This is a genomic window from Acidobacteriota bacterium, assembly GCA_018268895.1.
In the GTDB taxonomy this organism is placed as follows: domain Bacteria; phylum Acidobacteriota; class Terriglobia; order Terriglobales; family Acidobacteriaceae; genus Edaphobacter.
Map to the genome: position 1 here is coordinate 1,570,134 of JAFDVP010000001.1, position 12,386 is coordinate 1,582,519.

Consider the following 12,386-nt stretch of genomic DNA (forward strand, 5'->3'; position numbering starts at 1 on the left):
GATATTCCTTGGCAAGTTTTCAAGGTCGCTGCTACACTTGCCGATATTGCGTGAGCCCGATGAAGTGGAGATGCGAGCAATGAAGCGCAGGACGAAGTCGGCCCCCCCCGCAGACACGGGTAAAGTTGGCCTTAAGCAGGTGGCTGCCCGCGCAGGCGTCAGTATTTCAAGTGCATCCCGGGTGCTCAGTGGCAGCCGTAAAGTCGACGATCAGACCAGGGATGCTGTCATCGCGGCTGCCAAAGCTCTCGGCTTCGATCTATCAAAATCACAAAAAGAAAAGTCGCTTGCATTCCTATTGTGCAATCGAACGATGCACGATGCCTTTCACTCGCGGATTCTGATGGGTGCGGAGGCTGCCTGTGCCGAACACGGATGGGAGATGATCTTTCTCTCCTTCAACTATCCGCCGCATGTGCCGTGGAAAGAACTGCATTTGCCTCGTGTCGTCCAACGACACGATGTGGTCCGTGCTGTTCTGCTGGCTGGAACGAACTCGGCCAACCTCATGGAACTGCTCACGCATAAGAATGTCAACTTTGTCACCTTAGGAAACAACGTCCTGGGGACGCCGCCGCAACTCAAGCCTGACATGGTCTACTCGGATGACGTTCAGGGCGGCTATGACATGACGCGTCACCTCATAAATAGCGGCCATGAGCGCATCTGGTATGTCGGGAATTTACGGCTTCCATGGTATGCGCGCTGCTATGAAGGATATGAGCAGGCGATGAAAGAGGCACAACTTAAACCTCAAATTTCATCGATCGATTCTCAGGATAATGCGGAGATCGGATATCTGGGGACCAAATCCATTCTGGCCAACGACAACGCAACAGCGATCTTCTGTGGAAGCGATTTTGCCTCACATGGCGTTTATCGTGCTCTGCGTGACAGTGGTCTTCGCATCCCTGAGGACGTGAGCGTCGCAGGTTGCAATGACACCGTAGGCAACTGGCTTTATCCAGGATTGACGACCATTCGGGAGTTCCCGGAACAGATTGGAAAGAAGATGGTGGAAGCAGCGCTTCATCGCATCTCCTCCCCGAATACGCCGCCGCAAAAGATTGTCATTCCAACGGAATTCGTTCGCAGGGACTCCTGCCGGGAGTTCCGAAACCTAAAGAATTACTGAACACCCCGAGTACGAATTAGACACTCCTCAACTAAAAAAGCGAAGGGATACACCTTTGAAAAAGTCACAACTTGGCACTCTACGGATCGAATCATATGTCGACAATTGTGGATTGGGAAATGCCGCTGCCGACAAAGCAGCCAACGAGATTCTGCGCTTGGCCCGCGACCGGGACAGCTTCGGCGTTGTCTTCGCGACAGGCGCCTCGCAGCTGGAGACGCTGCGCCATCTTCGCTGTCGAGCTGATCTGCCATGGCACAAGATCATCGGCTTCCACATGGATGAATATGTCGGAATGACACCGGATCATCGCGCTTCTTTTCGAGGCTATCTTCGGAAGGAGCTTCCTCAGTCGAAGATGAAGGCCTTCTATGAACTTGACGGAGACTCTTCGAATCCCGATGGGACCGCGGAGCGATACGCCGCAAGACTTCGCGAGGTAAATCCTTCGCTCTGCCTTCTCGGCATTGGCGAGAACGGCCACCTCGCCTTCAACGATCCCTGGGAGGCTGACTTTGCTGACCCCAGAGACGTCCGTCTCGTAAATCTTGACGGTGCGTGTCGCGAACAGCAATACGCCGAAGGCTGGTTCGGCAGCTTCACCGATGTTCCTCTTCGCGCGCTCACCCTCACAATTCCCGCGATCATGCGAGTTCCCATGTTGGTCGCAAGTGTTCCTGGAGAGCGGAAAGCCGCAATCGTCAAAAAAGTCTTCGAGGCTCCGATCACCCCGGATTGTCCCGCAACCATCCTCCGCACGCATCCAAACGCTACGCTGTATCTCGACACTGAATCTTCAGCGGAGATCACCTCTCTACTCCACGAATAACCGTAGCTGGCATCTCTCAAGACGAACCACTACTTCGATTTTTTTAGGAGTGACAATGCGTATTTCCAGACGATCGTTTCTTCATACCGCCGCTATCACCGCTGCCGGTACGCCCTTTCATCGAGCCTTGTCGGCCGCCCCTCTGATCGCTCCCCCTGCCGGATGCACCTTTCGCATGGCCGTCATCACCGATGAGATCTCCCAGGATTTCGGAGAAGCCTGCGAGACGGCCAGCAGGCAGATGGGGCTGGGATGGGTGGAAATTCGAACTCTCTGGAAAAAGAACATCACGCTTCTGGACGCTCAGGAGATTGCAGAGGCAAAGACGATCCTCAAAAAGCATCAACTCCAGGTCACCAATTTGGGCAGCCCCCTCTTCAAAGTTCCGTGGCCATACTCCGATCAGGCTGACAACAAACTTGGGAAATTAGACCGCGGATCTTTCGAGAATGACTTTGGCTTTAAGCAGCAGGATGAAGTTCTCGAGCGCTGCATCGCTCTGTGCAAGCAATTCGATACGGATCGTATTCGCTGCTTCGACTTTCTGACACTCAAGGATCAGAAACCCTACCGCGACGCCATCAATGAAAAACTGCGGAAAGCCGCCGAAAGGTGTGAAAAGCATAAAGTGATTCTCGTTATGGAAAACGAGGAAAGCTGCAACACCCAGACTGCAGAACAAGCTGTGGCAGTACTGAAGGCGGTTCCCAATCGGAACTTCATGTTGAACTGGGACCCCGCAAATGAAGCTGCCGTCGGCGGTCATCCTTTCCCTCAGGGATGGTCCTTGTTACCAAAAGATCGTATCGGCCACGTGCACTGCAAGGATGTGGTTCGCAAAGACGGAACCTACACCTGGGCGCCGATCGGTGGGGGCGTCATGGATTGGGTCGGACAGTTTCGCGCTCTCGCCGCTGCGGGCTATCACCTTGGCGTAAGCCTTGAGACCCATTGGCGTGGGCCTGGCACTAAGGAAGAAGCAACACAGAAAAGTATGGAAGGCCTCAAATCTGCACTTCGCCAAGCGGAGATTCCCTGTTCCCGCGTTCTCCAACTCTAAACGCAGTGCCACCAATCAGGAGAAATGATCGTATGAAAGAAATCAGTATCGGACGTCGTCAGTTTCTTTCCGGGATTGCCGCGGCAGCCACCAGCCAGGCTCTCCCTTATCGCATGCTCGGGCAAACCAACCGCATTCTGGGCGCCAACGATCGCATCCGTATCGGTCTCATCGGTGCCGGATCGCGCGGAAGGGAGGACTTGCGTAGCGCACTGCGTCAGTACAATGTCGAATGTGTCGCCGTCGCGGATGTCTTCTCGCTACATAGGGAGCAAATGAAGCATGCCTATCCCTCGATCGACACCTACGATGACCCTCGCCGCCTTCTTGACCGCAAGGATATCGACGCGGTCATCAATGCGACGCCGCTTCATGTCCACTCGAAGTACTTTCTCGATTCACTCTCGGCCGGTAAAGATCTCTATTGCGAAAAGACCATGACCTGGAATATTCCAGAGGCTGAGGCATGCCTGAAAGCCGCAAAGGCATCCAAGCAAATCGTGCAAATCGGGCTTCAGGATTCCACGTCCGGCTCGCTGCTCGATGCAAAGGATTGGATTGCAAAAGGCCTAACTGGCAAGATCACTATGGTTGAATCCTGGATGAGCCGCAACACAAAACATGATGTCGGGCAGTGGAGGCGCGCCATTCCAAAAGAGTGCACGGCCTCCAACGTAAATTGGAAGCTCTTTCTCGATGGCCGCAAGCTCGACACCTTCGACGCCGAAAAGTTCATCAACTGGCGACTGTACTGGAGCTTTTCCGGTGGGAATACCGCGGAAAACATGGTCCACCAGCTTGCATGGGTGATCGAAACCATGAATCTGCCTCTTCCCAAATCCGCAACCATGACGGGTGGAATCTTTTCCGTCAAGGATGGACGCGAGGTGCCGGATACGATCTCTGTCACAATCGAATACCCAAACGACTTTGTCTTTGTCTGGCAGTCCGTCTTCAACAATAAATTCTATGGAATGGGAGAGCGATTCCTTGGAAGCGATGGAACGATTGAGCACCTCAGTGGCTCGAATAATATGATCACGGGGCCTGCGGATACGAGCCGAGATAAAAAGAGCGAAGAAAACGCCCCTGGGCCAGTTCGCTACTATCCCGAGACGCTCAATAACCCCAATGGCACGCCGATGCTTGGCAAGAATCCTGGAGAGAATCATATGGCTCACTGGGTCGCTCGTCTCCGCGACCGCAAGCAGCCTGCGGCTTCTGTAGAGTTGGGCTACCAGTCTGCTCTCGGCGTGCATATGGCGAATCTGTCTTACCGGCAGAAGAGGCGCATCACTCTTGAAGAGGCACTTGCAACGCCGGCAAGCTCCTACCTTTCCCACTGACCCTCTCTACGTGCTCCCATCATGAGTGGGAGCACGGCTCTTTCTCAACTATCGATTGCCTCAACCCACGATTGGATCGTTTTCAATGAGAGCGCGCCAGCTTCTTCTGCTCTTTGCTCCTGTTTTCGTCAGTCTGTCTCTTGAGACGATGCCGGCTGTAGCGCAACAATGGACCGACAGCCGAATCGTCATTTCTCCGTTGGCAGATTCTCGCGAAAAGCTAGCCGCACAGATCCTCAGTGAAGAGGTTTCGAAACGAACGCGCATCGCGTGGCCCATTTCCACAGAGGTTGCCAATACAAGCGCACCGCTCGTTATCGTCGCCACAAAGCCACATCTGACCGGAATTTTGGCTGCGGGACATCTGGCGATACCTTCCTTCGTCGAGACCGCCGAATCAGAAGGCTTCTCCATTCGCATCCTTGGCAAAGACAAGCGCGTTGTCTTGATCGCAGGCAACGACACGCGGGGTGTGCTTTTTGGGATCGGCTATTTCCTTCGCCATCTCGATATGCAGCCACAATCCATATTCTCCGCGAATCTAGTCGATACCGACCAGGAGCCGGAATACCCTGTACGCGGACATCAACTCGGCTACCGTCCCAAAAACAATACATACGACGGATGGGACATTAAGGCATTCGATCAATACATTCGCGATCTTATCCTCTTTGGCACAAACACCATCGAATTGATCCCTCCGCACTCTGACGATGCGGCGACGAGTCCGCTCTTTCCGGTGCCGTCGATGGAGATGATGGTCAGCCTATCTTCCCTTATCCATCACTACGGACTTCGTTGTTCCATTTGGTTTCCTGCCATGGAGAAGGACTATACCGACCCGGCGCAATTGGAGCGTTCCATCCATGAGTGGGGCAATGTTTTTTCGCAGCTTCAACAGGTCGACTCCATCTTCGTCCCGGGAGGTGACCCCGGACACACCGATCCCAAAGTTCTCTTTCACTTCCTGGGCCGCGTTGCCATTGAGCTGCACAAATATCATCCTCACGCTGAGATTTGGGTTTCCCCTCAAGCCTTCAGCGAGGAGTGGCTTTCGCAGTTCTATGCCCTGCTTCGAGATCGCCCATCGTGGCTTACCGGTGTCGTCTACGGCTCGGAGATGCGTCCAACTCCAGCCGAATTCCGCGCACACGTTCCCCCCTCGATTCCCATTCGCTTTTATCCTGACATTGCTCACACAGCATCCTCCGAGCACCCTGTGCCAAATTGGGACCCTGCCTTCGCACTTACTGAGGGGCGCGAGCCTATTAATCCGCGCCCAGTTGATGAAGGCCTTATCTTTCACAGCGCCTCGAAGACCACCATCGGCTTTGTCACCTACTCCGAAGGAGTCAACGATGATGTCAATAAGTTTCTGTGGTCAGGCTGGGGGTGGAACTCAAAGCAAACCTCCGACGAAATCCTTGCGCAATATGTTCATCTTTTTCTGGCACCGGCATTGTCTAGTGAAATCCTGCCTCCCCTTCATGGGCTAGAGGACAACTGGCGCGGCCCCGCGCGCAGCAATCCAAGCATCGAACCCACGCTGGCCGCTTTCCAGGTACTCGCCTCGAAATACCCCGGCCTCAAAACTAACTGGCGCTTCCAGCAGCTTCTCTATCGCGCTTACTATGACACATACGTTCAGCGCAGATTGAGGGACGAAAGTTCAGCTCAAGAGAAAGCGGTTCAAATTTTGCGCTCGGCCTATCCCTCAAATACTAATGAGAACATCATCGAGGCGGAAACAGCGATTGCTACGCCGCCGCAGTGCTCCGTCTCCAGCCTATGCCAGCGGATTCAGAATCTTGCCGATGACCTTTTCGCCTCCGTCCGCATGCAACTAACCGTCAGCCGCCATCACGCATCATCGGTGGACCGCGGAGCTAATGCCGACTCTGTTGACGAACCTATTACCGATAGGCTTTGGATTCTCGGCAAACTCAAATATGCAAAGGCTACATCCGGGACCAACCGCACAGCCATCGTGAAGGAGATACTAGACATGGTCGCGCCAACTTCCCCTCTTTATGACGATATTGGCCAACCTGGACGCCAAGCACACATTCTGCCGCAGCCTCCTGCATTGGATAACCCCATACTCAACGAACGAATCTACTCTGGAGTTATCAAGTCACTTCAATCCGATCAGGTTCTTCCTATCAGCAAAAGGACTTACCTTGGGAGCCTCTATGATGAACCCATGAGGATGAAGTATCCCAATCTCAAAAAAAATACGAAGTACCTCTTCCACGTCACCTATGCCAAGGACTCCACCGACCTAAAGCTCAGCGCCAATCACATCCTTTTGAAAGGAACGTGCCATTCCAGTGCTAACGGTTGTCTTGAAATGACCTATTCGATTCCAGCTACCCTAACCTCATTCGGAAATTTGGATTTCGAGTGGCGTTCCCCCAGGGGTCTCGGAGGCCACGGCCGCGTCCTACAAATTACAACCACCGAGTTGGTCGAGGATACGCCATAGTATTACGGTTGCACGCCTTGCAAAATTGGCAATGCCTCTTCGTCAACCTGGAACTCGCGCGAGTCATGAAACGCACGGGAAACCCAATACGCTGAGGTTGGGATATCTCATTTGTGGTGATCGAAATATTGCAACATAAAGCAATGCAAGTAAGCGAAGAAGGCTTTGGATACGTGAGAACTCCATCGAATTAGTGATGTAGTTCGTTCCAATCCTGGCATTTCCGCATCAACAAGTTGGGTGTTTCAGCAGCTTGGTCTGGTTCGACTCCCGCCGCCTCCACCATATATACAGACTTAGCCAGCTTCGCTCAGAACAACGATTGCAACCATAAGAACGGCTATACCAGAAACCATCCAGCCCAGGGCCCGGCGTGGGACTCCTTTCCATTCTCCCAAGAGCAGTCCAACAACGTTGGCTACGAGTAGCCCTGTAGCTAGGCTTAGTGGCCAGCCAATTGAAGTTCCGAGAGCGCCCAGCCTGGGGGTTGCCGCACCATAGACAAAGATGCTTCCCCCCCACAATGCCGCCATCAGCGCTCCTAAGATATACAGCCGTGCGCTTCCCGGCATAGTGAACTTCCACGCCGTTTTGCCTTTACGCAGAAGGTAGGCGCAGAACCCCAGATTGGACAGCGCGCCACCGCCAAGCATCAAAAGCCAGATCAAGTTGGTCGCTGCAAATGAGCTGAGTCCCTGAGTCTGGCCGAAGTCGGCGATCGGCTGCGCAAGGGCGAAACCGATATTGAATACAGCCGATAGAAGACCTGATCCCACAACCAGCAACATCGCTACGGCCAATGGTCTTGACTTGCCCACAAGATTACCGCGCCGAGATTTTTCATTCTGAGAGGCCTTTTCACGCAGCAACCCTGCTTTACCGCAAAGCGCTATGCCGCAAATTTCAACCGCGATTCCGGCCAGCACCATGTGGCCGGCCCTCTCGTGGATCTTTCCAGGATGAAGAAAGAGCATGGGGAGGAAGGCCCCAAAGGCTGAGCTAATGGCAAGCACAAAGGTATTGGCCAGAGCAATGCCGATTGCGCTCACACTCTGGCCGAACATAATTGCACCGAATCCCCATGCGAAGCCGGCCCCCAGTGCAATGAGGATTGCAGACCTCGGCGCCTGCATCAAGAGCGGGACGCTTTGCGGCGCTATCGTCAAAACAATCAGCGCAGGCAAAAGAAGACACGCACCTGCGATAAATACGCTCCAGACGTTCTCCCAGGACCAGCGGCCCAGAAAGCGCATCGGCAGGGTAAATAATCCATTCATGACGCCCGACAGCGCTGCCAGCAAGATCCCAGCAAGAACAACCTCGTGCATGTAGTTCCTCAACGCCTTCCAGTCATTTCAATCGGCCGGTAGGTCGATTTTAAGGACTCAGATATCGAAATCGCCCTAGTAGACTATACAGCTTACCCTCGACTACCCGTTATTATTTCCGAGTAGCCGACTTCTCACAGAAAGCTCTCTCCCATGGACACCATCCTGCAATCCCTTCGACACAAGTTAATCGTCTCCTGTCAGGCATTCCCCAATGACCCAATGGAAGACACGGAGACGCTGCGTCGCGTCGCACGGTCAGCGGTGCTTGGTGGGGCAAGTGGACTTCGGCTCAATAGCGCTGAACACGTGCGCGCTATCCGTCAGGACACCGATCTCCCGATCATCGCGATTGAAAAGAGCTTTGAGGGAGGACAACTGCGTATCACTCCGGACTTTGCCTCGGCGGCAGCATTAGCTGCGGCTGGAGCCAATATCATTGCCCTCGATTGCACCGACCGGGAGCATAAGCACGGCGAACCGTGGCGCGAGATCGTTCGCCGCATCCATGACGAATTGGGACTGCTCGTAATGGCCGATATTGCTACTCTGCACGACGGCATACTCGCGGCCGAAGGTAATGCGGACATAGTGGCCCCAACGCTTCACGGTTATACAGAAGAGACGAAACATTCACTGGGATTTCACCCCGAACTCGTTACTGCATTAGCGCGCGAAACCGGCAAACCCATCATCGCGGAAGGAAATGTCTCGACACCGGCGTTGGCTTGCATAGCTCTTGAGGCCGGCGCATGGAGTGTTGTGGTTGGCTCTGCCATCACACGCCCGGGCGTGATTACGGCAACATTTGTTAAGGAGATGGCCTCCTTTGCCCAGCCAAAACCATCGCAATACGTTGTTGGGATTGATATTGGCGGAACAGCCGTAAAGGCCGCAGTTGTCTCGGCCGATGGCGCAATTCAATTCGCACACGATGTTCCGACGCAGGCGAGCCAGGGACGCCAAGCGATTGTGCAAGCCCTGGATACCGCACTTGGAACCATACGAGCAGCGTCAGATGCGGGCCTCGATTTAGCAGGGATTGGCGTTGCAAGTGCCGGCGCAATCGATGCAAAAAACGGAACTGTCTTTGCAGCGACCGACAATCTCCCCGGATGGGTAGACTTTGACATCAAACAGCATCTTCGCGGCATATCCAGTCTCCCCGCGTACGTCGAAAACGATGCCCAGGCCGCCGCGTTGGCAGAGGTGCGCTTCGGCAAGGCTAGTGGGCTATCGAACATTGTCGCGGTTACGATCGGGACCGGAATAGGCGGAGGAGTCATCGTAGACGGCCGCCTGGTGCGTGGAACATTTGGCTTTGCGGGAACGATCGGCCATCAGACGATTCGTTTCGACGGACGCGAGTGCAATTGCGGCCGTCGTGGCTGCCTTGAGGCTTATGTCTCGACTGTTGCTCTGGTCGAAGAGTACCGCAAACAAAAGCCAGGCGCTTTCGCAGATCAACCTGCCGCAACCGCTGCACGAGAGGTCTCCAGGCTTTCGATAGAAGGCGACATCGCAGCGCGTCAGGCCTACTCTCAACTTGCCAGCTATCTTGCCGAAGGCCTGGCAAACATCTCCAACATTCTGGACCCCGATGGCATCATACTCTCCGGCGGTCTTATTGAAGGACAGGCAGCGTTTGTACGCGAGGTCCAAGAGCGGGCCCAGTCCCTCATCCATTTCGGCAACAAGCGACCGCCCGTCATACTTCACTCCGAATCAGGCAGGTATGCCGGCGTTCTTGGAGCTGCGGTGAGCGCATTCCATCAAATTGGAAAACATGCTTCAGCATAGGGTCGCAAGGCTTGCTGCGTTGCGTGCAGCATCAGTTCGAGCGGATCATTGGCTACCAATCCCTCTCGTAGCGGGTGATACTGCTCACGCATGTACGCGCTCAACAAGGTCTCTGGGATATTGTGCATTCGTAGATTCACTAGCAGCCTGTTGACCGATTCACGCACCTCCGGCTCATTCCAGTAGTACCGGATGCGGTCGCTGTAGCTGAACATACGATGCAGGCGCTGTACTTCAGGACCGCCATGATAATGGCCTTTCCAGTTTGCTGGAGACGACACCATTACTCTTTCAACCGTTTCCATAAGTTGCGATTGACTGGCTTGATCAATGATCTGATGTTCGATCTCAGCTAATGCAAAGAGCGCCTCGCGCATGGCAAACGTTACCGCCGGGCCGACCTTCAAGATTGCAAATCCGTCGTTGACCAGTTCCCTGTATGCCTGCGGCCTTTGATAGTCGGTGGAGTGCGCTTCAAAAACCAGGGGAGGATGCTGCTCAAGCCATCCCTGTAGCGCCTGTGAATCTTCTGACCGGTACTCGTAGACTGAATCGTGGTTGAATTCGACGCCTGGCTGGACGACTATCGCAATGACACGTTCCAATGCGCCGTCCAACCCTCGTTCCCTGAATGCTTGCCGATGCAATTGCAGTGTTTCTTCAGCATCGTTGACACGGGTCACGTGCATTGATTCCATGGCCTCCTTTGCCCCACCCGGCGGAGGCACTTCGGTTCCAATGACGTAGAGCGATTCTTTTTTGTCTGAAGCCTTTTCCGCAGCGGCGCATAGACGAGCAGACCTGGCTGCAACGACCTCTGCGGCCAGATCCGCCGGATCGTCGGAACAAGGCATACTGGCGTCAAGATGCAGCTTGTTGAAACCGGCTTTTGCGTATTCGGCGATCAACTCTTCCGCAAATACCATGGCTCGATCCGCAGGTTCATGCTGCCATGGATTGGGGCCCAGATGATCTCCACCGAGAATGAGGTGATCGATCGGAAATTTTTCAGTAGCGGCAAGGCCCTCAACCAATCTCCGAAAGTCTGCGGGACGCATGCCTGTGTAGCCGCCAAACTGATTCACCTGATTCGATGTCGCTTCAATGAGCAGCGGAGAGGAGTCGGACTTCGCCTGTCTCATCGCTGCTCGAATCGCGAATGGATGAGCCGTGCAAACGGAATAGATGCCCTTTGGACTGCCAGGAACCTTGCGATTTTTTAAAATATCCAGAAGCACGACTTCCCTCTTCGTTCAATGTGGAGCCGTCAGGGCAGATGCGGCATTAATTTAAGGGCGTTATCTCTATAGACCTTCTGGAGCACATCGTCTGGAAGATTGATTCCATAGATATTCCACCTTCCCTGTCGTGACGCATGGGAGGGATATTCGAAATACTCATCGTCCGTCTCAAGAAAACGAAAATACTGACGATACATCTCTTCAGAGGGCAGAAGGTCGGTGCCGAAGAGAATCCGATCGGAGTATTTTAGAAACAATTTGCGCGCAGTATAGGGCTGGCGGCCAAGCTCAGGCGTCCTCGCGCTGATGTCAATGGATAGATTCGGCAACGCATCGAGTTGCTCTGCGAGAAATGCGAGATCTTCGCCGCTTTCGGCGCAGTGCGCCCCCACAAATGCAACATTGGAATGTCGCGCAATCACACGGTTGCGCTGCTCCAGAAGTTCGCGCTTCGGAACGGGCGAGTCGCTGAAACCCCAATCAGGGTGCGCCGCCAGTTCCTCATATCGTTCATTGTTCGCATCAATCGGCCGGAAAAAAGCAGTGGGATCGGCCGTGTGGAACATCACGGGCAGACCGAGTTCACCGCACGCATGGAAGATGGGGGCAAACCGATCATCATCAATGCGCAAAAGATTTCCATCGACGTCTTTCAACGTGAGTCCGAAGTCTTTCCAGAACTTTATTGCACAGGCTCCGTGATCGATGAGCCGCTTAAGGCGTTCGATCGTCACCTGTACAAAATTCTTTTCATTCACCCCGGTCCAATCCATCCAGCCAATGGATGAGAAACGGCCCTTCGCCGCATTGTGGAAGCGATCCATAATCTCGCAGGCAACATCGCCCACCTGCATCGTAATGTTCACAATATGCTGGACGCCACAGGCATCCATAATCTTCAAAACCTCATGCGGATCGGTGGAGTCGAGATGGTTGTGATAGTCGATGGCTGGGAATTTCGAGCGGGATATGGAATGGCCACTCGATGCGAGGGAAGACACCGGATGGAAATCGCTCAAACGCAGGTCGACCTCTGCAGTTGCACTGACCATATCGACAAACTTGTCGCCTGAATGCTGCTGCCCTGGCATAGTGCTCAATTCCTTCCGAACGAAAAGGTAGATATGCGAAAGATGAAGTAATCCCTCACAATTGATTCTCT

Annotated in this window: 9 protein-coding genes; 6 read left to right on the forward strand and 3 right to left on the reverse strand. The window is 53.9% G+C overall.

Annotated elements, in window-relative coordinates; genetic code table 11:
- The first annotated feature begins 79 nt into the window (after positions 1–79).
- The 5 genes from JSS95_06710 (at position 80) to JSS95_06730 (ending at position 6,855) form a co-directional block, all read left to right on the forward strand.
- Positions 80–1,135, forward strand: a complete 1,056-nt coding sequence (locus JSS95_06710) for a LacI family DNA-binding transcriptional regulator (protein ID MBS1799502.1) — start codon at positions 80–82, stop codon at positions 1,133–1,135.
- Positions 1,128–1,964: a 6-phosphogluconolactonase gene (locus tag JSS95_06715; GenBank protein ID MBS1799503.1), complete on the forward strand. Its 837-nt coding sequence runs from the start codon at positions 1,128–1,130 to the stop codon at positions 1,962–1,964. The genes JSS95_06710 and JSS95_06715 overlap by 8 nt, the downstream gene beginning before the upstream one ends.
- 55 nt (positions 1,965–2,019) lie before the next feature.
- Positions 2,020–3,024, forward strand: a complete 1,005-nt coding sequence (locus tag JSS95_06720; protein ID MBS1799504.1) for a sugar phosphate isomerase/epimerase — start codon at positions 2,020–2,022, stop codon at positions 3,022–3,024.
- Positions 3,025–3,056: 32 nt separating this feature from the next.
- Positions 3,057–4,370: a Gfo/Idh/MocA family oxidoreductase gene (locus JSS95_06725; protein MBS1799505.1), complete on the forward strand. Its 1,314-nt coding sequence runs from the start codon at positions 3,057–3,059 to the stop codon at positions 4,368–4,370.
- Positions 4,371–4,455: 85 nt separating this feature from the next.
- Positions 4,456–6,855 carry a hypothetical protein gene (locus tag JSS95_06730; protein MBS1799506.1) on the forward strand — a complete coding sequence of 800 codons (2,400 nt, stop codon included), beginning with the start codon at positions 4,456–4,458 and terminating at the stop codon, positions 6,853–6,855.
- Between the two features lie 296 nt (positions 6,856–7,151).
- Here the strand turns inward: JSS95_06730 and JSS95_06735 are convergent, their stop codons facing one another.
- Complete coding sequence (locus JSS95_06735; GenBank protein MBS1799507.1) at positions 7,152–8,183, reverse strand: hypothetical protein; 1,032 nt, start codon at positions 8,181–8,183, stop codon at positions 7,152–7,154.
- A 153-nt stretch (positions 8,184–8,336) separates the two neighbouring features.
- On the opposite strand from JSS95_06735, the gene JSS95_06740 reads away from it, so the two are divergent.
- Positions 8,337–9,983: a putative N-acetylmannosamine-6-phosphate 2-epimerase gene (locus tag JSS95_06740; protein MBS1799508.1), complete on the forward strand. Its 1,647-nt coding sequence runs from the start codon at positions 8,337–8,339 to the stop codon at positions 9,981–9,983.
- Here the strand turns inward: JSS95_06740 and JSS95_06745 are convergent.
- Both JSS95_06745 and JSS95_06750 read right to left on the reverse strand, forming a co-directional pair.
- A complete protein-coding gene (locus tag JSS95_06745) occupies positions 9,956–11,221 on the reverse strand; it encodes a D-tagatose-bisphosphate aldolase, class II, non-catalytic subunit (GenBank protein ID MBS1799509.1) in 1,266 nt (421 codons plus the stop codon). The genes JSS95_06740 and JSS95_06745 overlap by 28 nt on opposite strands.
- A 29-nt stretch (positions 11,222–11,250) precedes the next feature.
- Positions 11,251–12,315, reverse strand: a complete 1,065-nt coding sequence (locus JSS95_06750) for an amidohydrolase family protein (GenBank protein MBS1799510.1) — start codon at positions 12,313–12,315, stop codon at positions 11,251–11,253.
- Between the last annotated feature and the right edge of the window lie 71 nt (positions 12,316–12,386).

What these genes read in the sequence shown, in the direction of transcription:
- JSS95_06710 (MBS1799502.1), top strand. Translation starts at nt 80, where the DNA reads ATGAAGCGCAGGACGAAGTCGGCCCCCCCCGCAGACACGGGTAAAGTT.
- JSS95_06720 (MBS1799504.1), top strand. Translation starts at nt 2,020, where the DNA reads ATGCGTATTTCCAGACGATCGTTTCTTCATACCGCCGCTATCACCGCT.
- JSS95_06725 (MBS1799505.1), top strand. Translation starts at nt 3,057, where the DNA reads ATGAAAGAAATCAGTATCGGACGTCGTCAGTTTCTTTCCGGGATTGCC.
- JSS95_06730 (MBS1799506.1), top strand. Translation starts at nt 4,456, where the DNA reads ATGAGAGCGCGCCAGCTTCTTCTGCTCTTTGCTCCTGTTTTCGTCAGT.
- JSS95_06735 (MBS1799507.1), bottom strand. Translation starts at nt 8,183, where the DNA reads ATGCACGAGGTTGTTCTTGCTGGGATCTTGCTGGCAGCGCTGTCGGGC.
- JSS95_06740 (MBS1799508.1), top strand. Translation starts at nt 8,337, where the DNA reads ATGGACACCATCCTGCAATCCCTTCGACACAAGTTAATCGTCTCCTGT.
- JSS95_06750 (MBS1799510.1), bottom strand. Translation starts at nt 12,315, where the DNA reads ATGCCAGGGCAGCAGCATTCAGGCGACAAGTTTGTCGATATGGTCAGT.